This window comes from Curtanaerobium respiraculi, from assembly GCF_024609215.1.
In the GTDB taxonomy this organism is placed as follows: Bacteria; Actinomycetota; Coriobacteriia; order Coriobacteriales; family Eggerthellaceae; genus Curtanaerobium; species Curtanaerobium respiraculi.
Genome location: NZ_JANIPD030000034.1, coordinates 195,252 through 220,729, shown reverse-complemented (window position 1 = coordinate 220,729; position 25,478 = coordinate 195,252). Strand labels below are relative to the sequence as shown.

General features: G+C 60.2%; 21 protein-coding genes. 11 read left to right on the top strand and 10 right to left on the bottom strand.

Annotated elements, in window-relative coordinates; genetic code table 11:
- Position 1 precedes the first annotated feature (1 nt).
- Complete coding sequence (locus NOV21_RS08835) at positions 2 to 409, bottom strand: hypothetical protein (protein WP_283170680.1); 408 nt, start codon at positions 407 to 409, stop codon at positions 2 to 4.
- Between the two features lie 312 nt (positions 410 to 721).
- Between NOV21_RS08835 and NOV21_RS08830 the strand changes: the two genes are divergently transcribed.
- Together NOV21_RS08830 and NOV21_RS08825 are read left to right on the top strand one after the other, a co-directional pair.
- Positions 722 to 1,123 carry a TIR domain-containing protein gene (locus NOV21_RS08830; protein ID WP_283170679.1) on the top strand — a complete coding sequence of 134 codons (402 nt, stop codon included), beginning with the start codon at positions 722 to 724 and terminating at the stop codon, positions 1,121 to 1,123.
- 5 nt (positions 1,124 to 1,128) lie between these two features.
- Positions 1,129 to 2,115, top strand: coding sequence for a caspase family protein (locus tag NOV21_RS08825; protein ID WP_283170692.1), 987 nt, complete (start codon positions 1,129 to 1,131; stop codon positions 2,113 to 2,115).
- Positions 2,116 to 2,201: 86 nt separating this feature from the next.
- On the opposite strand, the gene NOV21_RS08820 is transcribed toward NOV21_RS08825, so the two are convergent.
- The 4 genes from NOV21_RS08820 to NOV21_RS08805 form a co-directional block, all read right to left on the bottom strand.
- A complete protein-coding gene (locus NOV21_RS08820) occupies positions 2,202 to 5,327 on the bottom strand; it encodes an Eco57I restriction-modification methylase domain-containing protein (RefSeq protein WP_283170678.1) in 3,126 nt (1,041 codons plus the stop codon).
- Positions 5,328 to 5,751: 424 nt separating this feature from the next.
- The gene (locus NOV21_RS08815) at positions 5,752 to 6,102 is read right to left on the bottom strand and encodes a YraN family protein (protein WP_283170677.1); all 351 of its coding nucleotides are present in this window, start codon (positions 6,100 to 6,102) and stop codon (positions 5,752 to 5,754) included.
- Positions 6,103 to 6,472: 370 nt separating this feature from the next.
- Positions 6,473 to 6,841, bottom strand: a complete 369-nt coding sequence (locus tag NOV21_RS08810) for a plasmid mobilization protein (RefSeq protein ID WP_283170676.1) — start codon at positions 6,839 to 6,841, stop codon at positions 6,473 to 6,475.
- Positions 6,841 to 7,911 (bottom strand): site-specific integrase, encoded by a 1,071-nt coding sequence (locus NOV21_RS08805; protein WP_283170675.1) that lies wholly within the window; start codon positions 7,909 to 7,911, stop codon positions 6,841 to 6,843. Before NOV21_RS08805 ends, NOV21_RS08810 begins: the two co-directional genes overlap by 1 nt.
- Before the next feature lie 151 nt (positions 7,912 to 8,062).
- Between NOV21_RS08805 and NOV21_RS08800 the strand changes: the two genes are divergently transcribed.
- Positions 8,063 to 8,488, top strand: a complete 426-nt coding sequence (locus NOV21_RS08800; RefSeq protein ID WP_283170674.1) for a helix-turn-helix domain-containing protein — start codon at positions 8,063 to 8,065, stop codon at positions 8,486 to 8,488.
- A 586-nt stretch (positions 8,489 to 9,074) separates the two neighbouring features.
- On the opposite strand, the gene guaA is transcribed toward NOV21_RS08800, so the two are convergent.
- Positions 9,075 to 10,667, bottom strand: a complete 1,593-nt coding sequence (gene guaA / locus NOV21_RS08795; protein WP_283170673.1) for a glutamine-hydrolyzing GMP synthase — start codon at positions 10,665 to 10,667, stop codon at positions 9,075 to 9,077.
- 224 nt (positions 10,668 to 10,891) lie between these two features.
- On the opposite strand from guaA, the gene NOV21_RS08790 reads away from it, so the two are divergent.
- The 6 genes from NOV21_RS08790 to pgi all read left to right on the top strand — a co-directional run bounded on the left by NOV21_RS08790 (position 10,892) and on the right by pgi (position 18,641).
- A complete protein-coding gene (locus NOV21_RS08790; RefSeq protein ID WP_283170672.1) occupies positions 10,892 to 11,758 on the top strand; it encodes a hypothetical protein in 867 nt (288 codons plus the stop codon).
- Positions 11,759 to 11,799: 41 nt separating this feature from the next.
- Positions 11,800 to 12,714, top strand: coding sequence for an undecaprenyl-diphosphate phosphatase (locus NOV21_RS08785; RefSeq protein ID WP_283170671.1), 915 nt, complete (start codon positions 11,800 to 11,802; stop codon positions 12,712 to 12,714).
- 77 nt (positions 12,715 to 12,791) lie between these two features.
- On the top strand, positions 12,792 to 13,073 hold the full coding sequence (locus NOV21_RS08780; protein WP_283170670.1) for a chorismate mutase: 282 nt from the start codon (positions 12,792 to 12,794) through the stop codon (positions 13,071 to 13,073).
- A 221-nt stretch (positions 13,074 to 13,294) separates the two neighbouring features.
- Positions 13,295 to 15,682: an ATP-dependent helicase gene (locus NOV21_RS08775; RefSeq protein ID WP_283170669.1), complete on the top strand. Its 2,388-nt coding sequence runs from the start codon at positions 13,295 to 13,297 to the stop codon at positions 15,680 to 15,682.
- A gap of 32 nt (positions 15,683 to 15,714) precedes the next feature.
- Positions 15,715 to 16,650: a manganese-dependent inorganic pyrophosphatase gene (locus NOV21_RS08770; protein WP_283170668.1), complete on the top strand. Its 936-nt coding sequence runs from the start codon at positions 15,715 to 15,717 to the stop codon at positions 16,648 to 16,650.
- Between the two features lie 299 nt (positions 16,651 to 16,949).
- A complete protein-coding gene (gene pgi, locus NOV21_RS08765; RefSeq protein WP_283170667.1) occupies positions 16,950 to 18,641 on the top strand; it encodes a glucose-6-phosphate isomerase in 1,692 nt (563 codons plus the stop codon).
- A gap of 12 nt (positions 18,642 to 18,653) precedes the next feature.
- On the opposite strand, the gene NOV21_RS08760 is transcribed toward pgi, so the two are convergent.
- A complete protein-coding gene (locus NOV21_RS08760; protein ID WP_283170666.1) occupies positions 18,654 to 19,244 on the bottom strand; it encodes a CYTH domain-containing protein in 591 nt (196 codons plus the stop codon).
- A 91-nt stretch (positions 19,245 to 19,335) separates the two neighbouring features.
- Here NOV21_RS08760 and NOV21_RS08755 point away from each other — a divergent pair, with 91 nt between their 5' ends.
- Positions 19,336 to 19,869, top strand: a complete 534-nt coding sequence (locus NOV21_RS08755; RefSeq protein ID WP_283170665.1) for a GNAT family N-acetyltransferase — start codon at positions 19,336 to 19,338, stop codon at positions 19,867 to 19,869.
- A gap of 51 nt (positions 19,870 to 19,920) precedes the next feature.
- On the opposite strand, the gene ygiD is transcribed toward NOV21_RS08755, so the two are convergent.
- Positions 19,921 to 20,694 (bottom strand): 4,5-DOPA-extradiol-dioxygenase, encoded by a 774-nt coding sequence (gene ygiD / locus NOV21_RS08750; protein ID WP_283170664.1) that lies wholly within the window; start codon positions 20,692 to 20,694, stop codon positions 19,921 to 19,923.
- 235 nt (positions 20,695 to 20,929) lie between these two features.
- Between ygiD and NOV21_RS08745 the strand changes: the two genes are divergently transcribed.
- Entirely contained in the window at positions 20,930 to 22,066 is a 1,137-nt protein-coding gene (locus NOV21_RS08745) for an aldo/keto reductase (protein WP_283170663.1), read from the top strand.
- An 11-nt stretch (positions 22,067 to 22,077) separates the two neighbouring features.
- Here NOV21_RS08745 and NOV21_RS08740 read toward each other — a convergent pair whose 3' ends face one another.
- Both NOV21_RS08740 and NOV21_RS08735 read right to left on the bottom strand, forming a co-directional pair.
- The gene (locus NOV21_RS08740; RefSeq protein WP_283170662.1) at positions 22,078 to 23,598 is read right to left on the bottom strand and encodes a cation:proton antiporter; all 1,521 of its coding nucleotides are present in this window, start codon (positions 23,596 to 23,598) and stop codon (positions 22,078 to 22,080) included.
- A 411-nt stretch (positions 23,599 to 24,009) separates the two neighbouring features.
- A complete protein-coding gene (locus tag NOV21_RS08735) occupies positions 24,010 to 25,464 on the bottom strand; it encodes a flavin monoamine oxidase family protein (RefSeq protein ID WP_283170661.1) in 1,455 nt (484 codons plus the stop codon).
- Positions 25,465 to 25,478 lie beyond the last annotated feature (14 nt).

Here is a 25,478-nt window from a genome sequence, read left to right as displayed (position 1 = left end):
GCTACACGCCCACGATCGCGTGGCTGCAGATGCCATGCGTCTCCTCGCGCAGCTGCACGACGGCGACGTTCAAATCCTCCAGCTTTCCCGCCGCGACGCTCAGCAGCCGCTGCGCCTCGTCGGTCCTGAGGCTGCCGCGCTCGGCGTAGTAGGCGATGCGGTTGAGCGCGTGCACGGCCTGGTTGTAGTGGTTGCCCCAGCGGCGCATCTCGCGCTCGAGCCTGCATGCGGAGGCGCGGTCGAGCACCACGGCGGTGCGGGCGCCTTCCACCGTGCAGTCGGCGGGCAGCTGGATGAGCACGCGAACGAGCTGCGAGACGGTGAGGCCGTTTCGCGACGCGAAGTCGAGCGCCCGGTCCTTCTCGCCGGGCGTGAGCCTCACATATACGCGCTCGCAGCGTCCGCTCATCGTTGTTCCTCGTCTTCAGGGCAGGTGCTCGGAGGGCACCTGCCTCCCAGGGGCGCGGGGCATCCCCCGCAGCGTCATCGGCCGGAGGGCCGCGACGCTCGGTCGCAAGACGGCCCCCACGGCAACGCATGCGCTGACGAAGGGTTTATTGCCGCCACCGACCCAAGCCCTATGCGTGCGCCTTGTGCGTACGACATAGGAAGCTTGCTATCGTTTGGATTGTACCACGATACAGCACGAAATCGTGCTGTATTTGCTATAAGGGAGGTACATGAAATATTTCGTGGTGGGTATCATTTATAATGAATTCGTATGATTTTGAGCACCGCTCAGGAAGGATTGAGCATGAGAAACAAAACGGTGTTTGTTGCATTCGCAATAGAGGACGAACATCAGAGAGACCTGCTCAAGGGACAGTCCCTCAATACGCTATCTCCTTTTGAATACATAGATATGTCTGTCAAAGAGGCATATCTCACTGGTTGGAAAGACAAGGTACGTACTCGCATCAAGCGTTCTGATGGAGTCATTGCTCTTGTCAGCAAGAACTCTCTTAGCTCAAGCGGGCAAAAATGGGAAATTCAATGCGCCCACGAAGAAGGTGTGCCGGTACTGGGCGTGTGGGCTTATTCAAACGACCGTACTAACTTGCAGGGCGTGCGAACTGTCTCCTGGACTTGGGAACATATCGAAGACTTCATTGACAGTCTGTGATTGCGATGAGTGAAAGTAGGATAGCTTTAGTAGTAGGTATAGATAACTACCAGAACGTCAACCCGCTCTCATGCTGTGTTTCTGATGCAACCGCAGTTAATGGCTTGTTGGAACGAAACGGTGATGCCGAACGTTCCAAGAACTTTGACACAAGGCTGCTCGTAGCTGACGGTAATAATGTCATCACTAGAGCTACTCTCAAAGATAATGTAGAGAAGCTCTTTAAAACCGATGCCGAAATAGCCCTCTTCTATTTCGCCGGTCACGGATACGTCGAATCTTCAGGTGGATACATAATCACGTCAGAATGTATGCGAGGCGACGAGGGACTGTCGCTACGCACATTGGTTGACATCGCAAATGGATCTCTTGCCAGGAATAAAATTATCATCCTGGACAGCTGTTTTTCTGGAGCTGCAGGGCAGATTCCGAACCGGGAGAATCACTCTGCTATTGCCGACGGAGTGACCATTCTCACCGCCTCAAGGGATGATGAACCGTCGACGGAAATCGGAGATCATGGTGTCTTCACCAACCTCCTACTAGATGCGCTAAAAGGTTCAGCCGCCAATCTGACTGGCGACGTTACACCAGGAAGTGTTTATGCGCATATTGACCAGTCTCTTGGTGCATGGGAACAACGGCCTGTATTCAAGACCAACACCGAAAGGTTCGTTTCCCTGCGCAAGGTAACTCCTCCTATTGCCGTCGAAGAGCTCAGGAGCATCTCCGAATTCTTTCCTTCGGAAGGCTACGTATATCGACTAGACCCTTCATATGAGCCTCGTGATGAAGGCAGAGCGCCTGATATGCCGACGAGCGATTCAAGGCATAATGCCATCTTTGCTGTCTTGCAAAAGTACAACCGCCTGAATCTACTGGTACCCGTTGACGCAGATCATATGTGGAACGCCGCCATGGAAAGCACAGGCTGCAAGCTAACGTTGTTGGGGGAACATTACAGGCGGCTTGCAAACAAAGGCGCCATATAAGACTGCTACTTATTTTATCAATTCGCGGACTGCCATGCGCGTCTGGGCAGCACATGGCAGTCCGTTTTCGTTAAAGGCAACACGCATCACGTCTCAGTCACAATAGATTTTACTAACTTATCTAGCTCTTCTTCATCTTCATTGGACACTGGTGACTCACTATAGGTGAGCTTTTTCCCAAGCGAGCTTAACCTCGTCATAGATTCATCCTTGCCATTAAATTTTGGGATTTTTAGGTAGTCAACCACACTAGTGCCCAAGCTCAAATCCGACGAGTATGCACTAACTGCACCTGATACAGATCTAGCATTGAGGAAGGCGGTAAGGTATGCCGCTTCATCTTCTGTTTCTACAGGTATGAAATACACCTTATGGTCGGGAACAACAATCTTCTGTTCCCCGTTCGGGAGCATCTCTGAACCAGTATAAGAGGCGACAAAATTTGCCCCAGACATCTCTTTCCAAACAACCTTAAAAGGCGCGAATGTATAGCTGCCTACAGTCCATACGGACCAGAAAGGCTTATTCATTTGAAATCGTCGATAGCTCGACCTCGATTCAAGGACACCCTTAAACCTTGCAAGATATTGGAAAAGATTTGGCGAAGACGCAGGGAGATTTTCATCACCAAACATACCTGTTTGCGGAACAATAACGCAGCTGTTTTCAGCCCGTGTAGTCCCAAAGCGTTTTATCTCCCGTCCCCGTAAAAGCGGGAAAATATACTCGCTCTCTACTTCCAAAGTTAACTGTGGAAGTTCGCGTCTGCCATTTGCAGGATCATTGGTTATAGATAATTGATTCTGACCTGCCCTATTTGACTGACTTGCAGTAACGAAATAAATGCCATTGGCATCAGTAGTGACTCCCTTTCGTGCGCTATAGCAAGGGCTAGGACTACTCGCGTCAATGAGATGCGACCAAATAGCCAACTGGTTGCGATTTCCCACTAGCCACGGCCCGTCGTCTGCGCCCGGAACAGGGATGGCTTCCATTTCTACTGAATTAGAGAGATGCTCCGGCAGCGTTTTTAACTTCCTTGATTTGCTGAAAACTCGATAGGTAATGGGGTATTTTGTTGGCTTTCCATTACGGCGTATAACGAGGAGAGTCGGCCAATTAACTACGCCATCAAATGGCTTCAAGTCTTTATAATCCTCTACCAGCTCAACACACATCTTCTCTTCTGAGCCTTCTGTGTGTAGAGTCCAGCGACGAAACCCTTGGCTCGACTCGTTCTTGAAGACCGTTCCCGTTATTAGAAATGCAAGCGTGCCATTCTTTCGCACGAATCTCTCAAGGGCGTGATATGTAACTACGGTTGAAATGTCCGATTGAATTCCGCCTACCCAAGAATCCTCACTAAAGATATCCATTCGCTCGCACAAAGGTTTAATGAACTCAGCATAGGGTTTAGGAAGGTTGCTCCATTTCACCCAAGGTGGATTGCCGATTACGTAGTCGACATCCTTAACGCAACCGGCTTTGATCCTGTCGAACAAAATGAAACACCAAATGCCATTCCAGTGGCTTTTATGCAGGTCAACTAAATCTTCGATTGTCCGTTTTAAGGCGTCCCTCATATCAGCTTCTAGATACCTTACGGTCGCTGACACCTTTTCAAGAGCTGGCATTATCTTGGGCGCTTCAATGTCTGCGTCTATGCATACGCGCAGATGATTCATTACGTCATAGAACTCAGGAGATACCGCAACTTCATAAGGTATCGCGAAGGTCTTCTTACCTTTTTCGGTAAGAATGCTATGGGTAAAAACTCCGTCAACGGGATCCGCAGTATTAATTGCGTCCGCAAGGTACACAGGAATAATGGTTTGCTCAGTAGCAGAAAAATAATTCGAGAGAAATACAACAAGCGAGGCCCTCGCAGTCAACACGGCCAGGGGATTCAAATCAAAGCCATATAGACCCGCAAGAATATCTCCTGCCGTGTTGCATGGCGCAGCATCTTCAAGGCGGTGTTTGACTGCCTCTAAAAGAAATGTGCCACTTCCACATGTGGGATCAAGCAAAGAGTCATAGGTAGACCACCCTGCCGCCTTCATAACATGTGAAGCCAGCCAATCGGGAGTGTAATATTCCCCCAAAGCATGCCTCATTGGTGCCGGGGTAAATTCCATATAGAGCCCCTTGAATAGATCTATGACGGATTCGGGGCTTTTTCTTGTAACGTCAAAATCTAGAGCATCAAGATGCGTAATCAGCAATTCAAGATTGGTCGCAAGCGACGGTGCCACGTCGTCGCCAAGATACCAAGAGAAGAAGTCAGTTGTTAGCATGTTCTGAATTCCTCTATCCTGAAAGTACCTATCGCTTTCTACATCTCTGAGAAATTCAACTGGTGAATTTGAACTGGCAACAGGCTCATTACCATTCATTAATGCATGTGCCGCACAAACCTTTGCAACTATGGCGATATAGGTACTGAGCGCAAAAACATAAGCCTGAGGATATGACTGATAGTCTGTATCGTGCATCGATGATGCCCTTGCAAGATACTTCTGAAGTCTTTCAGAACTGACGCCATCCACCTGGCTAAATAGTCGAGACCACTCAGTAAAAATCAATTTGGTTCGCGTTGTGGCGGGACTCTGTATCGCCTGCACAATGGCGTTGTATAGGGCGGGTATGACTTGTTTTCCAATTTCGGTATCTGGCCCAATAAACTGTTTCAGCGTCATGGGGCTCACAAGTGGCTTTCCGCCTTGTTTTATATGCAATAACAGTTTCGATAGGCATGACGCATCGAACAGTTGAGCGTCATCCCAATAGGCTTCTTCCTGATGAATGAAGCCGAAGGAAATAGTCTCGCCATCCCAAGCTACAAGTGTGTAGGCGTCATTTCTTCTGCCTTCTTCTTCTCCCAGCAGCTCGCAATATTCTTCTGCCTGCTGACGAGCGTGTTTAAGCTGAATGCCTACCCTGCCATTAAAAGATCGAGGTGGTTCATATTCAATGATTGTCGAGCCGTGTACTGCATCGAGTCGGCGTTTCCCTGATTTAAATGAGTGCTCGTATGTATACGGATTCCAGAAAATATTATTGGCATGGCACAACTCTCTCAAAATATTCTCTAGACCAAACTTTAGTTGTTCTTCGTTTTCAGCATTCTGAGTTGCCTCATGTATGTTGGCAACATATGGCAATAGTTCATCAGGTATTGGAATATTACCTGTTTCAATATCTACAGGCATTCAACCCTCATTCTTAGTCGTATTGTTGATGGTGTTTTGGCCAACACTCTTTACATCGAATTCACTCTATAGAAAATGATATGCCTCTGAGGGAGATTTTTAGTCTGAGCTGCTCATCCACTTTGCTACTCCTACCCCGGCATTCGTTTAAACGCTATTAGCAAACGCCGGCATCGTAGACATATCTACCCTCGCTCTAGTTTGAAAGACATTTTAAATCATGGTGCATTTTCGCCTCTACAACTTAATCGGCATGTGGTGACACTAATACAGATCCTACATTCGCAGTGACACCTCAAGCGCGAGGCACGCAAGGGATTCAATATTGCTAGCTTGATATCTATCAGCAAGAGCAGATCACAAAATTGGTGGGAAGCCGACGCTTGCCCCCCCGGGAGCCGAAGTCCCCGGGGGCGCCCTGCGCTTAGAGCGTGCCGAGCGCGTTGAGGTGGTGGCGAAGAAGTGCCCGGCTCTCGCCGACGATGAGCATACTCACGACGTCGAACCTGATCCGGATGTCCTCGGAGTCCAGGTGCTCGGCGAGGTAGGCACCCGCGAGCCGTTCGAGCGCCACGCGATTCGCGTCCTCCTCGGGAAATCCCTCGCCGCCGTTCTGCGTGATCTGGCAGTGGACGAAGACCAGGTCGTCCTCGTCGCGGGCGATGAAGTCGGCGACGTCCCCGCCGTGCGCCCAGCCCTCCTCCAAGATCTCGAAGCCTCTGCGCTCGAGGTAGACCCTGATGCCCTTCTTGGCCCTGGTGTCGATGGCCTCCATAACGTCCTCCTTAGCTCCCGGCCCGCCCCGGTGGCGCGCCTTGTGGCTCGCATGCCGGCGGGGTTCGCGCGGGTGCAAGGGGGAAAGCAAAACCCGGAGGACCCGAGTTTTCGAAAGGGCGCCCCGTGCCCGGCAAAAAGTTTTTGCGGCCCTTGCGGCCGTAGGCGGTTCCCGGCGAGCCTGCAAGAGTCCAAGGAGAGCCCCTGGAGGTGGGCAAGGTGCAAGGAGGCATTGGATGCTCACACGAGGCTTGGAGAAGCGTCAGGGTACGTCGCAGGGGCATCTCGGGCTCTGGAGGATGCGTGCGCTGGCAACGTTGCCCTCATCGCCACGAGGGACTGCGGTTCTGCTATCTGCCAGGCATGCAGGGCTATCGACGGCTCATCTCGAGTATGTCATGTCGCTCGGTGTTGACGGTGGCGGCGTCCACCTCCCCGCGCAGGTCGATGAACTCCTTGGTCAGGCGCTCCACCTCGTCGTGAAGCCGCTCGTCGACGGTGCCGCCGGCCTGTATCCGCGACAGCTCCCTAAGCAGCTCCAGCATGTTCTCGCGCAGGGCGCGGTACACCCGGATGTTCGGCACCACGGTGATTGCCTCGTCGTGCAGCCTCGCCATGATGAAGTCCTGCTTGCTCATGCCGCTCTCGGCCGCAACCCGGTCGAGCCAGAGCTTCTGCTCCGGCGTCATCCGGAAGGCCACCGTGGCGCTCCGCCTCCTGCGGTCGTTCGGGCACGGCATCAGATGCCCGCCCTGGTCGCGTCGAGGGCGCGCGCCATCTCTCCCTGCTTGTCGGGGAAGAGGTGCGCGTAGCGGAAGGTCACGTCCGAGCTCTCGTGGCCCAGGCGCTCGGCTATGGCCACGGCGGAGAAGCCCATCTCTATGAGCAGCGAGACGTGGCTGTGGCGCAGGTCGTGGATGCGGATGCGCTTGACGCGCGAGTGCTTGCAGCCGCGGTCGAGCTCGTGGTGGAGTTTTGCCTTGGTGAAGGTGAAGATGCGCTCGTCCTCCCCGATGGGAAGCGATTCCACCCACTGTTCGAGCTCGTCGGTGAGGAACTTGGGCATCACGATGGTTCGGACGGACTTGGGCGTCTTGGGCGGCGTCACCACGTCGCGTCCGTGCAGGCGCTGGTAGGACTTCGTCACCTTGAGCTCGGAGCGGGAGAAGTCGAAGTCTGGCGGCGTGAGGGCCAGGAGCTCGCCAAGGCGCAGGCCGCACCAGTAGAGCACCTCGAAGGCGTAGTAGCTCTCCGGCTTGTCGGACACCGCGTCGGCGAAGCGCAGGTACTCCTCGCGCGTCCAGAAGAGCATCTCGCCGCCCTTGGACGAGCCCATGCGCGTGGTCTTCGCGCAGGGGTTGCCCTTGAGGCCGTAGTAGCGCACGGCATGGTTGAAGATGGCGGAGAGTTGGTTGTTCACCGAGCGCAGGTAGGTGGGCGCGTAGGGCTCGCCCCTCTCGTTGCGGTGGGCCATGAGTCGGTTCTGCCAGCGCACCACGTCGATGGGCTCAATCTCGTCCACGCGCATGTTGCCGAAGTACGGGAGTATCTTGCCCTCGATCATGTAGCTCTTGGTGTACCAGGTGTGATCGCGCAGGCGCGGGCGCATGTCGGCCTCGTAGACCTCGTAGAAAGCGGCGAAGGTGGAGCTGACCGAGCCTTGCGCGTTCGAGGAGAACTCCTCCTCCCAGGCAGACGCCTCTTCCTCGCTCTTGAAGCCTCGCTTGGTCTTGTGCCGCGAGTCACCGTTGTAGTCGCGGTACCACACCTGCGCCGTCCACGTTCCGTTGGGCTCCATCCTCGCTGACATGCGCCGTTCCTCCTAATCATTCCGTAGGAATATACAGCACGGTATCGTGCTGTATATTTCTGTACAGTAACAGCACATATTCGTGCTGTCAATCGATTGCGCACGGAAGCGTGCTGCAATATCCTGTACATATACGTTTTCAGGAGGAAAGATGACGATAGGCGCGCGCATACGCAGGTACCGCAACGAGGGCGGCATGACGCAGAGGGAGCTTGCGGACGAGGTGGGGCTCACCGAGTCCGCCATACGCAACTACGAGCGGGACATCAGGACGCCCAGCGACCAGCAGATAGAGCGCATAGCCGGGGCCCTGGACGTCTCAGCTGACTCCATACGTGAGATAGGCGTGAGCGGCGCGAGGGGTGCCCTCGAGGTCCTGTTCCGCTACGAGAGGGAGCTGGGCCTCATGCCCGTCGTCACCGAAGACGGGGTGGCCGTGGCGCCCGATCCCAAGAAGGAAGGCTCGCAGAAGGCCGTGCAGGCCCTCAAGGCATGGAAGCGCATGAGGGACCAGCTTGCATCGGGCGAGATAGACGAGGGCGACTACGAGGCCTGGAAGGCCCGTTTCATGGGCTAGGGCAGGGCGTAGAGCGCTTACGGGGACGCTGCGGCGCCCCTTTTCTTTGCCGCAAATCGTCACTCTCGCATTACTATTGCCGGTTTTCGGGGGCCAAAACGGGCCCGAAATCGCCTATTGCACACGATGTTGAGAGTGACAAACGGCTTTCCGAATACCCCGAAAACGGCCCGGAATCGCCGGAAAACGAGGATTTTCTCGATTTGTCACTCTTCACTCCTACCTGCGGTTTTGCGAAACGGAGGGCTGAAAAGGCGGGGTGACTACAAAGTGACTACATGGGTCGGGTCAAAATAGGCTTGCGGCTAAAAAACGCGATGAAAATACTCTTCTCGCTTTGGCATGTTTTGGCATCTAGTCGCTTCTCTTTGCAACGGGTCGCAACGCGTCACCCCAGCGCGGTTGAGCGAAGAGTATTTCCGCAGGTTAACACCCATAAAATAAGCCCCGAAATCCGAAGACTCCGGGGCTTTCTCGCGTTTGTCACTCCCCGAAAGTCCCGGTGGCTTTGTCCAATACAGGGCACTAGTTGCAAGCCACCACGACTAGACGCGCAGGATGAGACTAGATGAAATGGGCTATCTCCCTATTCCCACTCTATCGTCGCGGGCGGCTTGCTCGTGATGTCGTACGCCACGCGGTTCACGCCGGGTACCTCCGCCACGATGCGTCCGCTCACGCGCGCGAGCAGTTCGTAGGGCAATTTCGCCCAGTCCGCGGTCATCGCATCGCTGCTCTCCACCGCGCGCAGGATGATCGGCCGCGCATACGTGCGCTCGTCGCCCATCACGCCGACGCTCTTCACGTCGGGAAGCACCGCGAAGTACTGCCACACGCTGTGCTCGCTGTTGCGCTCGCCGGTCTCCTCGAACAGCCTCGCGTTATACGAATCGATCTCCTCGCGCACGATCGCGTCGGCATCCTTAAGGATTTCCAGCTTCTCGGCATCCACCGCGCCGATGATGCGGATGGCCAGCCCCGGACCGGGGAAGGGCTGGCGGAACACGATCGGATCCGGCAGTCCCAGCGCCGTTCCCAATGCCCGCACCTCGTCCTTGAAGAAATGATCCAGCGGCTCGATCAAATCGAAGCTCACGCCCTCGGGGAATGGGACCAGATTGTGATGGCTCTTGATCGTGCTCGCCCTGCCGCCGGTCTTCCGCGCACCGCTCTCGATGATGTCGGGGTAGATCGTTCCCTGCGCAAGCCATTTCACGCCGTCGAGCTTCTGCGCCACGGCGAAGAACTCGTTCCAAAACTGCGTTCCGATGATCTGTCGCTTGCGCTCCGGATCCGTCACGCCCGCCAGCAGTTTCGCATACCGCTCCTCCGCATGCACATGCACGAAATCCACGTCGAACTGCTTGGTGAACACCTCTTCCACTTGCTCCGGTTCGCCCCTGCGCAGCAAACCATGGTTCACGAACACGCAGGTCAGCTGTTTGCCGATCGCCCGCGAGCACAGCGCCGCCACCACGCTGGAATCCACGCCGCCCGAAAGCGCCAGGATCACACGGTCGCTGCCTACCTGCTGCCGGATCTCTTCCGCCATGCGCTCTGCCAGGTTGTCCATCGTCCAGGTGGGCGCCAGCCGGCATATCTGGAACAGGAAGTTCTTCAGCATGTCCGTCCCGTAATCGGTGTGCCGCACCTCGGGGTGGAACTGCGTGGCGTACAGGCGCCGTCCGGCGTCTTCCATCGACGCCACCGGGCACGTCTCAGTGCGCGACGTCACGGTGAAGCCCGCGGGTGCCTGGGTCACCGCATCGCGATGGCTCATCCACACGGTCTGCGCGTCGGGGGTTCCCTCCAAAAGCTGCGCATCGCCTGTGCGCAGCAGCCTCGCCGCGCCATATTCGCCCTTCTCGGTATGGCCGACCGTGCCGCCCAGCGCGGTCGCCATGACCTGCTGCCCGTAGCAGAAGCCCAGCACCGGCACGCCTAGATCGAACACCCGCGGGTCGACGCTCGGCGCATCCTCCGCGTACACGCTCGCCGGCCCGCCGGAGAGGATGATGGCGGCGGGGCGCTCGGCGGCGATCTCATCCGCCGATGCGTCGCAGGGCATGATCTCGGAATACACGTGCAAATCGCGTACGCGGCGGGCGATCAGCTGCCCGTATTGCGCGCCGAAATCAAGCACGATGACTTTGCTCGAAGCATCAGATCCGCTGACCATGGGTTCTCCTTCGCATCCGGATGGGAATCAAATTTTGCCGCGCCTATCCTACTCTCAAAAAGCGCCCCCGCGCAGCTCGTCCGCGATTTCCCGCCGCCAGAACGCAATCCACCATCCAAGTAACAGAACTGTGACTCCTATGCGGCGCTTCCGTGAATTCAGGTTCGCTTCATAAAGGATGCGTAGAGTATGGAATCTATTCGTACCGAAAAGGGGGGACCGCCGTGGCCGAGGAAACCGAAGAATCGCAGAAAAGCGCCGGCATCTTCGATGACCTGTCCCTCGTGCAGATCATCGCCACAGCGATTGCCGCCACCACGTCGTTCCTGCTCGCTTCCCAAATCGGCATCGCGGGCTCGGTGATCGGCGCCGCGGTGTCGGCGGCCGTCTCCACCATCGCCACGCAGATGTACAAGAACATACTGAACCGCTCCGCAACCAGATTGAAAGAGCGAAAAGACGCGGGTGCGGATTCTCTTTCGGAACACGAATCCCCGACTGCGCGGCGCTCCGCAAGCGCGGACACCTCTTCCGAAGACGAGGTCCCAGCCGCCCTCCACGCCGCAAACGGAGGCTCCGCCACGGCGACGCCCGTCTTGGGAAAGGATGCCGATCTCAGCGTGGCGACCGTGAGATCCCATCGCGTGCAGCGGCGTCGGAAGCAGGTCGCGGCCGGCGTCATCGCCACCGCGGCCATCTCGGGCCTGTTGATGGTGTTCATCTTCGCGGGCGCGGTCACGGCAGCCACCAACGGCGAGGGGATCGGCACCAAGCCCGCCGCTATCACCGCCACGTCCGCTTCCACGTCCTCCGCAGGCAAGACTGCCTCGCCCGGCACGAGCGCCACCTCGTCCGAGAAGGCGACCGCCTCGTCCTCGTCGGCTGCCGCAGGCTCTTCATCGCCCGCATCGAAGAGCGCGCCGTCATCCTCGTCTGCGGCTGCATTGAAGAGCGCCGGCACCTCCGCGGATTCCGCGTCCGGAGCCTCCGCCGACGCCGGCGGCGCGGCGAAATCATCCACGTCCGCCTCCGGCAAGGAGACTTCTGCTTCTTCTACGTCTTCCGCCGGCTCGGCGACGTCGAGCCGGTAAACTTAAGCCGTTTTCCGCCCGATCCGAGAAGAGGCCCCCGCATGCTCATCGAAATACTGAAAGCGCTGTTCCTCGGCTTCGTCGAAGGCGTCACCGAATGGCTGCCCATTTCCTCCACCGGCCATATGATCCTGGTGGACGAGTTCCTGAAACTCGACGTCTCGGAGCAATTCCTCGCCTTGTTCCTCGTGGTGATACAGTTGGGCGCCATCATGGCGGTCATCATCCTGTACTTCCACAAGCTCAATCCCTTCAGCCGCATGAAAACCCGCGAAGGGCGCCGCGCCACCTGGAGGCTCTGGGGGATGGTCGCAATCGGCTGCATTCCCGCCGCGATCGTCGGCCTGCTTCTGGACGATTGGGTGCACGATCATCTGTACAATGCGGTTGTGGTGGCCGGCATGCTCATACTGTACGGCATCGTCTTCATCGCCATGGAGCGTCGCAATCGCGGTCGCGAGGAGCGCATGATCGCCGTCACGCGAGGAGCGCATGCGCGCATTTCCGGCAGATCCGCAAGCGATGTGACCATCTTCCGGGTGGAATCCGTCGACGAAATCGATATCCCCACCGCGCTGAAGATCGGGCTCTTCCAATGCCTGGCGATCGTGCCCGGCACCAGCCGGAGCGGAGCCACCATCATCGGCGGGATGCTGGCGGGATGCTCGCGTACCGCGGCGACGGAATTCACGTTCTTCCTGGCCATCCCCATCATGTTCGGCTGGGGCATGGTGAAGGCGTTCAAGTACCTGGCAAGCGGCCTGGCGATGTCGCAGGTGGAGATCGCCGTGTTGGCGGCGGGCGTCCTGTGCGCGTTCGTCGTCTCGGTGGTCTCTATCAAATTCCTGATGGGCTACATCAAGCGCAACGATTTCACTGCATTCGGATGGTACCGCATCGCCGTCGGCGTGGTCGTGCTGGCGTACTTCGGGGGCAAGGCGGCGAATCTGATCTAAGAGCGCAGCCGCCGTCTGCTGGGCTCCGTGCTAGAATGGCGCCCGGTATCGGCCGGTTTTCGCAAGGAGGGTGCATTGTGCCGAATCGTGACGAATATCTCGACCGGATCGAAATCCATCGTTTGCAAATCGACGAGATCGACCGGCGGCTGGTCGCCCTTCTGAACGAGCGAGCCACCCATCAGATGGCCATCCGCTCGATCAAGGCGGAGGCGCGTCTGCCCGTGTACGACCAGCGCCGCGAGGATGAGGTTATCGAGCGCGTGCACGCGCAGAATGCCGGGCCCCTCACCGAGGAGAACCTCGACGAGATATTCGAGGCGATCCTGACGGTGTCGAAGGAGATGCAATCGTCCTGATCGATTGCGGATTTGCGTGAAATCGCTGGCATTTTCCTCAAGATGCCGGCCCAGCCCCTAAAGTAGACAAGGCAAAACGCTTGCGAATGCGAGGGAGGCTCGGAGTCCGCCATCGTGCGGAGTCCGCCATAGCCGGGTGCGGCGGAGCGCCTGCTTTTCGACCTACGCTCGGCCCCGGCCCCTTCCATCGCGGCTCGACTATTCGATCGAAGAGGAACCGCATGGCACTTGACCTGGATACATTGAACCCCGAGCAGCGCGAGGCAGTCGAATGCACGGAGGGGCCGCTGCTGGTGCTCGCGGGGGCGGGCAGCGGAAAGACGCGCGTCTTGACGTACCGCATCGCCCACCTGATCGAATGCAAGCGCGTCGCCCCCTGGCAGATCCTTGCCATCACGTTCACCAACAAGGCAGCCGCCGAGATGCGCGAGCGCCTGACCGCCCTGGTGGGTCCCGCCACGCGCGGGATGTGGGTGTCCACATTCCACAGCATGTGCGTGCGCATGCTGCGCGCCGATGCCGAGCGCATGGGGTTCAGCCCGTCGTTCACCATCTACGACGACGATGACAGCAAGCGCTTGGTGAAGGAGATCATGGCGGGGCTCGATCTCGATCCGAAGCGCTTTCCCATCAACGCCATCCGCAGCCGCGTCTCCGCAGCGAAAAACGAGCTGATCATGCCGGGCGATTTCGAGCAGCAGGCAACCGACCCCATCGCGAAGCGAGCAGCCCAGGTTTACTACGAATTGCAGAAACGCCTGCGCCAGGCCAACGCCTTCGATTTCGACGACCTGCTGGTGTACGCGTACCTGCTGTTGAAGAACCATCCCGATGTGCTCGCCGCCTACCAGGATCGTTTCCGCTACATCCTGGTGGACGAGTATCAGGATACCAACCATGCCCAATACGCGATCACGCAGCTGCTTGCCGGCAGAAACAAGAACATCATGGTCGTGGGCGACGATGACCAGAGCATCTATAGCTGGCGCGGGGCAGACATCCGCAACATCCTCGAATTCGAGCAGGATTACCCCACCGCGCATACGGTGAAGTTGGAGAAGAATTACCGAAGCACCGGCACGATACTGGCGGCTGCCAATGCGGTCATCGCCAACAACGTGCACCGCAAGAGCAAGAAGCTCCAGGCGACGGGCGGCGAGGGCGCGAAGATCCAAGTGTACATGGCCAGCGACGAGCGCGACGAGGGACGCTGGATCGCGGGCGAGATCGATCGCCGCCACGCCGAGGGGACGAGCTACAACCAGATGGCCGTGTTCTACCGCACCAACGCGCAGAGCCGCATGCTCGAGGATATGCTGCTGCGCGCCGGCGTGCCATACCGCATCGTGGGGGGCACGCGGTTCTTCGACCGCGCCGAGATCCGCGATGTCATGGCGTATCTGAGCTTGGCGGTGAATCCCGCGAACGACGTCGCCGCCAAACGGGTTGTCAACGTCCCCCGCCGCGGCATCGGGGGGACGACGGTCAACGCGATCGAGGTCACGGCGCGCGAGCGGGGCCTCACCTTCATGGAGGCGGCCCAGGCGGCGGTCGCGGACGAGGGCATCCGACCCGCCGCCCGCCGCGCGCTGGGGGAATTCACCAGCCTGGTGGGGGAGGCGGCAACCTGGAGCGGCGACCTGCGCAAGGTGGTCGAGATGATCATCGACCGAAGCGGTTTGGTGCGGTCGCTCGAGGACGAGGGGACGGACGAGTCCCGCGGCCGCGTGGAGAACGTCAAGGAGTTCCTGGGCGTCGTGGACGAGTTCATCGCCACGCACGACGTCGAGGAGGCGCCCTTCGCCGCTCCGGTGGCCGGAGGGGGCCCTGCGGGCTTGGCGGGGGGCGAGCGGGTCATCGATGGCGGCGCCCCCGCATCAGCCGACGGCGAAAAGCCCCCGGTGCGCGTGCTGCGCGGCGATTCGCTGGCCGACTTCATCGAATGGGTGGCGCTGCGCACCGATATGGATACCGTTTCGGAGGACAACACCGCTGTCACGCTGATGACGGTGCATGCGGCCAAGGGCCTGGAGTTCGATTGCGTCTTCGTCGCCGGCATGGAGGAGAGCATCTTCCCCCATATGAACAGCATGCACGATCCCTCAGGCGTCGAAGAGGAGCGGCGGCTTGCCTACGTCGCCATTACGCGCGCACGCAAGCGCCTGTACATCACGTGCGCCGGCCAGCGCAAGCTGTTCGGGCAGACGCAGGCGAACCCCACCTCGCGCTTCCTCGCCGAAATCCCCCAGGAGCTCCGCAGCACGAGCGGGTTGGGCAGCGCGGGCTTTTCCGGCACCGGGTGGGAAAAGCGCGGAAGTCGACGCGGCATCTCGGGCAGCGGGCGCGAAGCGGGCGAGGGGAAGGTCTTCGGCCGCAGCAGCGCGAGCGGGTCGCGCGGCCGTACGCCCGCGGGGCGCACGGTTGAGTCCCATAAGAAGGAGGCGGCGGGCGTTTCCTTCCGCAAGGGCGATGAAGTCGACCATAAGGTGCTCGGCCGCGGCATGGTGATCGCCGTCGACGGGGATATGCTCTCCGTTCGCTTCGCAAAAACCGGTTCTGTGAAAAAATTGTTGAAGGACTACGCTCCAATCGTCAAAATCAAAGGGTAACGGCAACGTTCGATCTGAAAGGATATGTCGAAATGGCGGATCCGATTTTGATCATCGGCCACAAGAATCCCGATAACGATGCGATCTCTGCGGCCATCGGCTTTGCTTTCTTCAAGCGGGTTCTCGAGCGTCGCGAAGGCGGAACCGAGGAATACAAGGCGGTGCGCTTAGGGCCCCTTCCGCCGGAGACCGCGTGGAATCTGGCGCTGAACAACATCGAACCGCCTGAATTGATCGATCACGTCGAACCCGGCCAGCGCGTGGTCATCGTCGACCATAACGAGCTTCCCCAAGCGGCGGACGGCATGGAGTACGCCGAGGTGCTGGAAGTGGTGGACCATCACCGCATCGGCGGCATCACCACGCCGGGCCCCATCTTCATGACGCTGCGCCCCTGGGGCTCCACCGCCACCATCGTCACCTGGCTGTGCCGCCGCCATGAGGTGGGCATTCCCACGGGTATCGCCAACATACTGCTCGGCGCCATCCTCACCGACACGGTCATGCTGAAATCTCCCACCACCACCTCGGCCGATTTGGAGCAGATCGCCTATCTGGAATCCATCGGAGGCAGGCCGTATCGCGAGTTCGGCATGCAGCTGTTCAAGTGTCGCGGGAACGATGCCGAGATCCCTATCGAGGAGTTCGTGGGCGCGGACGCCAAGGAATACGAGGTGGGCGGCAAGACCGTCCTCATCGCCCAGCACGAGACGTTCGACCTTGCCGAGGCGATGCGGCGCGAGCGCGAATCGCGCGACTACATGCGCCGTCTGGTGAGCGATCGCGGCTACGACTACGTGCTGCTGCTGGTGACCGATATCATGCAGGAGGGGAGCAGCTTCGTCGTCGAGGGCAATCGCGAGCAGGTGGACCGCGTGTTCGGGATCGATGCCACGTCGGCGGTGTTCCTCGAAGGGGTCATGTCGCGCAAGAAGCAGGTCGCAGCCCCCATCCTGGCTTCCGTGTAGCGGGCCGGCGGGTTTTTCATCGTATCCGGTTTCGGTTGAACCGCCCATCCCGGGCCGGGCTTCACGGTCCGGCGCGGAATCCGGGATGCGCTCCGCTGCCTGCGGGCCGCTGTTCCGTCGCATTTTGCTGCGGCCGGAAGACGGGGTGCGCTAGGACGGAGCGCGCCGCTAGAACGGAGCGAGCCGCGATAAGGCGTCGCGGCCGAGTGGCATGCCCTCGCGTCGCGCGGCCGCTCGCCGGCGATTGGCGTACAATGGAGCCAGCCTTTCGCCCGCATATCCGTGAAAGAGGGAATCGCATGACCAGTGTCCCCGCGCCCATCGATGCCACGCAAACCGCTTCCTGGCATGCTCTGCAACGCCATTTCGACGACATGCGGCGGAGTTTCACGTTGAGGGGGGCATTCGAGGCGAATCCCCGGCGCGCGGAGCAGCTCTCGTTCGAGGTGAACGACTTGCTGTTCGACCTTTCGAAGAACCTCGCCACAGGGGAGACGCTGTCGTTGCTCGCCGACCTCGGCCGCGCGGTGGGGCTGGAGGAGCGCCGCTCCGCGATGTTCTCCGGGCAGATCATCAACACCACCGAAGATCGCGCCGTGCTGCATACCGCCTTGCGGCGCCCCGCATCGGATGCGGGGAAGGTGATGGTGCGCGGCCAGGACGTCGTGGCAGACGTCCACGACGTGCTCGCCCGCATGTACGCCTTCGCCGAGAAGGTCCGTTCGGGACGATGGACGGGTGTGACGGGCAAGGGGATCGAGCACGTGCTGAGCATCGGCATCGGGGGCTCCGACCTTGGTCCGGTGATGGCGTACGAGGCGCTGAAGCCGTACGCGGATGCGGGCATCGATTGCACGTACGTATCCAACATCGATCCGAACGACATCGCCGAGAAAACGCGGCATCTGGATGCGGAGACCACGCTGGTCATCGTCGTTTCGAAGACGTTCACCACGCTCGAGACGCTCGTGAACGCCCGAGCGGCAAAGCGGTGGCTGCTTTCGGAGCTGCGCGCCTCGGGGGCGATCGACGGCACCGAAGAATCCGCCGCGCAAGCCATCGCCCAGCACTTCGTGGCGGTCTCCACCGCGTTGGACAAGGTGGCGGAGTTCGGTATCGACCCGAGAAACGCCTTCGGGTTCTGGAGTTGGGTAGGAGGCCGCTATTCGGTAGATTCCGCCGTCGGGCTCTCGCTCGTCATCGCGCTGGGGCCGGATCGGTTCGCAGAGCTGCTGCGCGGCTTCCACGATATGGACGTCTATTTCTGCGAGACGCCGCTTGAGCGCAACGCGGTCGCTTTGATGGGGCTTTTGAACGTATGGTATGTGAACTTCCACCATGCGAAGAGCCATGTGGTCCTGCCGTACTGCCAATATCTGCATCGGTTCCCCGCCTACCTGCAGCAGCTGACCATGGAATCGAATGGCAAAACCGTCCGTTGGGATGGCACGCCGGCGACGAGCGATACGGGCGAGATCTTCTGGGGCGAACCGGGCACCAATGGCCAACATGCGTTCTATCAGCTGATCCATCAGGGAACGCAGCTCGTTCCCGCCGACTTCATCGCGTTCGCCAATACCGCGCACGCTGCGATGGACGGCGAGCAAGACGTGCATGAGCTGTTCCTGGGCAACTTCCTCGCCCAGACGAAGGCGCTCGCGTTCGGCAAGACGGCGGACGAGGTCCGCGCGGAGGGCACGCCGGAATGGATGGTCCCCGCGCGCGTGTTCGCGGGCAACAAACCGTCCACATCGATTTTCGGGCAGGCGCTCACGCCGCATGCCCTCGGCGAGCTGATCGCGCTCTACGAGCACGTCACGTTCGTCGAAGGCACGGTCTGGGGCATCGATTCATATGATCAATGGGGCGTTGAGCTGGGAAAGCAGCTTGCAGGGGAAATCACGCCAGCGTTCCATGACGATGCCGCGCTCGACCTCCAGGATCCCAGCACCAAGCTGCTGATCGGCTACTATCGGGAGCATCGCGAATAGCCGGGAACGCCTTTACAGCGCCAGGGCGCGTGCGAGTTTGGAGAGCGGTTGCCTCTCCAGCCCGTGCTCGCGCTCGATCTTGCGGGCGAAGGCGTGGAATGCTTCGAGCGACCCGCCCTTGAACTCAAGCTCGACCTCGTGTATCGGACCTTCCTTGCCGGCGCGCCTCATGGCCCCGCGATCGATCGCCAGCTCCGCGGAGAACCCATTCGCCAAGAACGCGAACGCGCTGCGATCGAATTCCGTCTCGCATTCCACCGCGATATCGCTTTCGAGCAGGTTTCGGCAGATGTCCTCCGGTGCCCCCACGGCGGGCAGCGTACGCAGCCCGCTGCGGATATCGGACGCCTCCACCTCGTATTCCCTTCGCGCCTTGAACCCCTCGCCCGATTGCGCGGAGAGCTTCAGGCAGCATACCGATCGGCCGTCCTCGCGCCGGATGCGCAATCCTCCGCGGGCCCGCGCGATCAGGCCGTCCGCGCTATCGTAGTATGCGGCGTGCATGTGGATGGAGCGCTCGTCCGGCTCGAACCCGCGTACTTCGCCTCGCAGCGATGCGATGGCGGTTTCGTCGGGCATGTCCCATTTGTATTCGATTTCCATGCGATCCTCCCATGGCGTACTCCGCTCGCAGCATGTTTTCGCATTCTATGATACCGTGCTTTGCATGAGCCTGTCGGAAGGGGAGGAACCTATGCGAGCGGTGGACGTCTGGTCGAGCGAGGATACGATGCGCGCAGTGCGCGACCTTATGGGAAGCGCGTTCCCCGAGGACGAGCGCATGCCGGTCGATCAGCTGGTGGGAACCGCGCGGTCGAACCCCGCCGAGTTCAAGGCGTTCTACGACGACGGCGAGTTCTGCGGGTTCGCCCTGTGGATGTGGCGGGGAAGCGTGACGTATCTGCTGTACCTGGCCGTTTCCCCTGCCATGCGCTCGAAGGGCATCGGCGGGAAGATCGTGGATCATCTGAAGGCGGACCGCCCCGGCGACAAGATCCTGCTGGAGATGCAGAGCATGTCGGTGGAGTGCGACAACCGCCCGCAGCGCGAGGCGCGCCTGAGGTTCTACGAGCGCCATGGGTTCCACCAGACGGGCGTGCGCACGCGCGATGCCGGGGTCGTCTACGATGTGCTATGCTCCAACGGCGACACGACGGACCTCGACGAATGCCGCGAGCTATTCGGGTCGCTTCCCGGCATCTCCCTCGGCGAGATAGAGGTCTTCTAGCGATCCGCGCGCCCCGACGGGCCGGGGAAGCGGGACGTGCGGGGCTTGCACCTACTGGAACAGGTAGGATGTGTGGGACATGCTTCCCAAATCGAAGATCTCGTTCCACACCTCGACGGAGTCGTCTTCCGCAACGGCGCCGAGCGCGGTCAGCAGCGGGAAGAAATGGTCCGGCGTGGGAACGGCTTTCCGCCATTCCGGAAGCTGCCGGTATTCCACGACGGATTTGAAATCCCGCGAAGCGATCGCATCGCGCACGGCCCTGTCGAATCGTTTGTTCCACGCAAACCCATCGTGCGAGCTCCAATCGGTTGCCTGCAGGTTGTGCACCACGTTCCCACTCGCAAATAGCATGGCGCCTTCGTCGCGCAGCGCGGCAAGCTTGCGCCCGGTTTCGAACTGCGCTTCGGGGGAGGCCGAAGCGTCGGTGCTCACCATCACCACGGGAACATCGGCATCGGGGTACATGTTGCAGAGCACGGACCACACACCATGGTCGATGCCCCAGATCCCCGTGCCGCGGGCGCCGTTCCCCAGCAGCTCGAGCGTCTTACGTGCCAAAGCTGTATTGCTCGCCGGTTCGTATTCGACTTCGTACAACGCGTCGGGGAATCCGTACATGTCGTCGATCTGCTCGTTCATCGGCTCAGTGCGCACGAAGCGCCCGTTCGCGTACCAGTGTGCCGACACGGCGACGATCGCCCTCGGTTTTCCGAGGCGCTTGCCCATGTCCCTCCATCCGCGGCGGATGGAATTGTTCTCGATCGCGTTCATCGGCGACCCATGCCCCACGAAGAGGACCGGTGCTTTTCTGTTCTTCGACATGTCGTTCTCATTTCTCTGCTGCCTCAGAGCTGCCGGCTGCCAAACCGGGTGGCGTGCGGGCGGTTCATGGTTCGGTGACAGTGTAGGCGTTTGCCGCGACATGTCCATGCTTTTCAGTTACCAAAGGATACCGTGAAGGATTATGGATTCCGCTCCCAGTTGCCGGTTTCCACTCTCACGGGAAGCTGAACGCGCGAGAATATCCCATAGACAGGTTGCAGGACGGGGGAAGCATATGCTGTACACGAACTTCGCAGGAGAATCCATTTCGGCGCTCGGGCTGGGGATGATGCGCCTGCCCGTGATCGACGGCGATGATTCCAAAGTGGATGGGCCCGCCGTCCAAGCCATGGTCGATTACGCGCTCGAACAGGGCGTGAATTACTTTGACACCGCTTGGGGCTACCACAACAGCGAAAGCGAGCTGGTTGCAGGCCGCGCGCTTTCCCGCCATCCCCGCGACAGCTACCATCTCGCCTCGAAGTTCCCGGGGTACGATGTGTCCAACTTCGGCAAGGAGAAGGAGATCTTCGAGCGACAGCTGGAGAAATGCCAGACGGACCATTTCGACTTCTACCTGATGCACAACATCAACGAGGGGAATATAGCCCAGTATCTCGACGATGCGGGCCGGTACAACACGATCGAGTACTTCCTCGGCCAGAAGGAAGCGGGGCGCATCCGCCATCTGGGATTCTCCGTCCACGGCGCGTTCCCCACGTTTCGGGAGTACATGGAGCGCTACGGCGTGTGCATGGAATTCTGCCAGATCCAACACAACTATTTGGACTACGAATTCCAGGATTCACGGGCGAAGATCGACTATCTGCAGCAGCATGGCGTGGGCATCACGATCATGGAGCCGCTGCGCGGAGGGAACCTGGTGCGTTTGAGCGATGAGCAGATGGGGGCGCTCGAGCGGCTTCGCCCGGGAAAGAGCGCGGTCGACTGGGCGTTCCGCTACGTGATGGGCACGCCGGGCCTGGTGACGGTGCTCTCGGGAATGTCGAACATGGACCAGCTGAAGGACAACATCCAGATCTTCGACGACGATCGGCTGCTTTCCGACGAACAGGTCGAGGTGCTGCTCGGGCTGGGGGAGGAGATGGCGAACGGCACGGGCGTTCCCTGCACGGCATGCCATTACTGCACGCCGCATTGCCCTCAGAGTTTGGACATTCCCGAACTGCTGCGCCTGTACAATGAGAACGCCTCGCGCGAAGGCGGGTTCATCGCGCCGATGCGGGTGCATGCGATGCCGGAGGAGCAACGTCCCAGCGCGTGCATCGCGTGCGGGTCGTGCGTGGAGGTCTGCCCCCAGCAGATCGACATCCCGGCGGCGCTTGCCGAGCTTGCGGAAGCGGTGGAGTAGGGGGCTTTCCGCTATCGTCCGGAATGCGGCTTGAACGCGAGGTCCAGGAGACGTCGGCGCTCTTCGTCGCCGGGCGGGTTGTCCTGGTGGAACGATGAGTACAGATCGATGATCTCGTCCCGCTGCCTGCGAGCCAGGTCGCGCATTTCCCCGGCATGCTTGTCCGCCAAATCGAACGCGGCCTTACGCTCCTCGGGGTCGGGGATGGCGTTGATGCTGCCGTAGACTCGGCGTTTCGCAGCGGCGCGATGGGCATGCGCGCGCTCGCGCTCCCGTTCCGCATGCTCGCGAAACACCGTGCGCGCGTCCTGGTGGTCCTGCACGATCTCGCGCACGGCGGCAATCGGCTCCGCATCGGCTACGCGATAGGCGATCGCTCCCAGGAACGGCATGAGGAAGACCGTGAGCGCACCCGCTGCCACCAGCACCGATGCCGTGGACGGTTCCATCATCCCGCCATCGACCGCCACCGAGGTGATGGCGACGATGAGAGGCAGCGCCGTGGTGCAGTAGAATGCCGTCGCGAGGCGGTTGTGCATGGTGACCTCGTTCCGCGTCGCCTTGCGCAGGGAAAGAGAGACGACGATGGGCACGGTGCGGACCAGCACAAGGCCCAGTATGAAGAGCGCGAGCATGAGGGGGGCGCCCGCGACGGCGGACAGGTCGATCTTGCTTCCCGATACGACGAAGAACAGCGGGACGAAGAAGCCGTAGGCCATTCCATCGAGTTTCGCCTCCAGTTCGGGCGTCCCATCCGGCGCGATGGCGCGCATCACGAATCCGGCTGCGAAAGCGCCGAGCACGATATCGAGGTCGAAGATGGCGGAGAACGCCACCAGTGAGATGAGCATGACCACCGCCAGGCGCAGCATGGTCTGCGAGGTTCCGTTCGATTTGGATTCCAGGAACCGGTACAACGCGGTGCTTCGCTTGTGCGATTTCGTCGCCACGGTGGCGATCGCCACGCAGAGGGCGAACAGAATGAGCAGTATGACGGCGGTTTGCCAGGTGGCACGCGTGGAAAGCAATACGGCCATGGCAAGAACCGGGCCGAGCTCGCCCCACGTGCCGTAGGATATGACCAGGTCGCCCACGCGCGTGCCCGAAAGCCCGCGGTCCTTCAGTATGGGCATGAGCGCTCCCAAGGCGGTGGTGGTGAGCAGCAGCGATGCGGCGACGAGCCCATGGGAGCCGGTTGCGATCGAGGGGAGCAGCAGGGTGTACACGACGGCGATGCCGAACGTGGCGACCCATGTGGCGAGCCCGTGCTTGCCGTCGGCACCCATGAGCGCCTTGGGGTCTATCTCGTAGCCGGCGAGCAGGAACAGGAACGCGCAGCCCAGCTCCGAGAGCAGCTTGATGGCGTCGCCGCCCGATTCGATCGCGCCGAGCATGTTCGGTCCCAGAACGGTGCCCGCGGCGATGAGCAGGACCGTTTCCGGAACGATTTGGCGTGGGATGACGCGCGCGATCACGGGCGATGCGGCGGCGACCGCCGCGATGACGGCAAGCGATATGAACTCCGAGGCCATTGGTCCTCCCTGCTAACGAAACCAACGTGCGGGAGTGTAATCCAAAGCAGTCGTGCGCGCTCCAATTCCATGCAATGCGTTCTTCCCCGCCACATATTCGGGGAAAGGCAACCCTCCGGACCGCCTGCGTCAGGTTCAGCGGTCCGGAGGGCTCTTCCGTGCCGCCCCGCTTGGGGCGCTTATCGGTTCTTGCGTGCGGTGGCCACCGCGGCGGCAGCCTCGCCGGCGAGCACGCCGACGGCTGAGAATTCCGTCGTTGCCATGGTAATCCTCCCCTCCAGAACATCGTTCAACGCCGCGGGCCCATCCTCGGAAATGAAATCCCCGGAGATGGGCTTCGAAGCGAATTGCGGATTCGATTAACGACTGGCATGCGGGGCTGATCAGCTTATCAGCCCCGCATATGCTATGCTACTTGCGTTTCGACAATGCAGCTGCGGCCACGACCGCCGCTGCCCCGGCGGCGGCTGCCGCTGTGGCAACCTTGTTGTTCTTCGCGGCGGACACAACCTGCTGCCCGCAGTCGGCGAGGACCGCGCCATATGCCTGCAATGTCTCTTCGGCGCCCTTCGGGCCAGCGGGGGAGGCGTACGGGATGGAGGGCGCCGCCGCGTAAGCGTCGGGCTTCTCGTCCACGGTCTTGCCCAGCACCTTGTTCGCGGCGTAGATGCCGCTGATGGCGGCGGGCTCCATGCCCAGGCCGTTGTGGTCGCCCGCCATGATCAGGCCGGGCGCGAGGTTCTGGGGCAGTGCTTCGGTCGGGCCGGTGAACATCGCGCGCGGCCACGCCTTCCTCCCCTGGATCTCGTAACGCTCGAAGTACTTCTCCATGCGGTTCCCTTCCTCGAAATCGACCTCGGTGAAGATCTCGTACATGTCCTCGCCGGGCATGGTGGAGATGAAGATGATGGGCGTCTTCTCGCTGAAGATGTGGACGGCATGATGCGCATAATGCTCGCGGATCTTCCCCTTGAGCAGGTAGGCGTAGAGCGTGCATGCCTTGCGGGCCTTGAATGCCGGCACCTCCTCCACCGGTTCGAGCAATCGCTCCGTCACATCGGCGGGCGTCGCCATGACGAGGTTCTCGGCGGTGAAGGCCGCTTCCTCGTCGGTGGTCACCTTCCACCCGCCTTGGATCTTTTCGACAGTGGTGACCAGGTTGCCGAGCAGCACCTCGCCGCTTCCCCGGCCGAGCCGGCCCGTCATCTCGTCCGTATCGAAGTCGAAGCGGGTCAGGCTCATGACGAGCTGCATGCTCGGCAGCCGCATGGAAAGCGGTTGGACGGTGTTCAGGTAATCGAGCGCCATCAGCTCCGCCGGGGGCGTGCCGGTGCAGGCGTGGGCGAACATGCTCACCAGGTCGTCGGCGATGGGCTTGATGTTCAGGCGGTCGATCATCTGGGCGGCGGTCTCGTGGAACAGCTGGTCGATGAAGGGGTCCTTCGCCAGGGCCTCGCGCACCTCCATGATCTCGCAGTCCTTCTTGAATTGCTCGTAGTGCGGCAGGAACTCGTTCACCATGAAGCTCTCGAAGCGCCACAGGCTGGGCAGGTCGCTTGCGGTTTTTGCGGACAGCGCGCCCCACTGACGGCTGTCATCGGGGTTGCATGCTGCGGCGGTCAGGCTGGGGACGACGTCGGTCGTCGGCTTCAGTATGCCGCGCTCCTTCGACAGCATGGTCCGGTAGCTGCCGAAGTAGAACACCGCGCCGTAGTTCATGTGCCTGCCGGTGTCGTTGAGGATGCGCCCGCCCATGTAATCGGCGATCAGCAGGTAGTCGTGGTTGGCCTTCTGCAGGTCAAGCGCGCAGTTCATGCCAGCGGCACCGGCGCCTACGATGATGGTCTCGTGATCGAATGTTGTCATGGTTTCTCCCTTCG

What these genes read in the sequence shown, in the direction of transcription:
- NOV21_RS08835 (WP_283170680.1), bottom strand. Translation starts at nt 409, where the DNA reads ATGAGCGGACGCTGCGAGCGCGTATATGTGAGGCTCACGCCCGGCGAG.
- NOV21_RS08830 (WP_283170679.1), top strand. Translation starts at nt 722, where the DNA reads ATGATTTTGAGCACCGCTCAGGAAGGATTGAGCATGAGAAACAAAACG.
- NOV21_RS08825 (WP_283170692.1), top strand. Translation starts at nt 1,129, where the DNA reads ATGAGTGAAAGTAGGATAGCTTTAGTAGTAGGTATAGATAACTACCAG.
- NOV21_RS08820 (WP_283170678.1), bottom strand. Translation starts at nt 5,327, where the DNA reads ATGCCTGTAGATATTGAAACAGGTAATATTCCAATACCTGATGAACTA.
- NOV21_RS08815 (WP_283170677.1), bottom strand. Translation starts at nt 6,102, where the DNA reads ATGGAGGCCATCGACACCAGGGCCAAGAAGGGCATCAGGGTCTACCTC.
- NOV21_RS08810 (WP_283170676.1), bottom strand. Translation starts at nt 6,841, where the DNA reads ATGCCGTGCCCGAACGACCGCAGGAGGCGGAGCGCCACGGTGGCCTTC.
- NOV21_RS08805 (WP_283170675.1), bottom strand. Translation starts at nt 7,911, where the DNA reads ATGTCAGCGAGGATGGAGCCCAACGGAACGTGGACGGCGCAGGTGTGG.
- NOV21_RS08800 (WP_283170674.1), top strand. Translation starts at nt 8,063, where the DNA reads ATGACGATAGGCGCGCGCATACGCAGGTACCGCAACGAGGGCGGCATG.
- guaA (WP_283170673.1), bottom strand. Translation starts at nt 10,667, where the DNA reads ATGGTCAGCGGATCTGATGCTTCGAGCAAAGTCATCGTGCTTGATTTC.
- NOV21_RS08785 (WP_283170671.1), top strand. Translation starts at nt 11,800, where the DNA reads ATGCTCATCGAAATACTGAAAGCGCTGTTCCTCGGCTTCGTCGAAGGC.
- NOV21_RS08775 (WP_283170669.1), top strand. Translation starts at nt 13,295, where the DNA reads ATGGCACTTGACCTGGATACATTGAACCCCGAGCAGCGCGAGGCAGTC.
- NOV21_RS08770 (WP_283170668.1), top strand. Translation starts at nt 15,715, where the DNA reads ATGGCGGATCCGATTTTGATCATCGGCCACAAGAATCCCGATAACGAT.
- pgi (WP_283170667.1), top strand. Translation starts at nt 16,950, where the DNA reads ATGACCAGTGTCCCCGCGCCCATCGATGCCACGCAAACCGCTTCCTGG.
- NOV21_RS08760 (WP_283170666.1), bottom strand. Translation starts at nt 19,244, where the DNA reads ATGGAAATCGAATACAAATGGGACATGCCCGACGAAACCGCCATCGCA.
- NOV21_RS08755 (WP_283170665.1), top strand. Translation starts at nt 19,336, where the DNA reads ATGCGAGCGGTGGACGTCTGGTCGAGCGAGGATACGATGCGCGCAGTG.
- ygiD (WP_283170664.1), bottom strand. Translation starts at nt 20,694, where the DNA reads ATGTCGAAGAACAGAAAAGCACCGGTCCTCTTCGTGGGGCATGGGTCG.
- NOV21_RS08745 (WP_283170663.1), top strand. Translation starts at nt 20,930, where the DNA reads ATGCTGTACACGAACTTCGCAGGAGAATCCATTTCGGCGCTCGGGCTG.
- NOV21_RS08740 (WP_283170662.1), bottom strand. Translation starts at nt 23,598, where the DNA reads ATGGCCTCGGAGTTCATATCGCTTGCCGTCATCGCGGCGGTCGCCGCC.
- NOV21_RS08735 (WP_283170661.1), bottom strand. Translation starts at nt 25,464, where the DNA reads ATGACAACATTCGATCACGAGACCATCATCGTAGGCGCCGGTGCCGCT.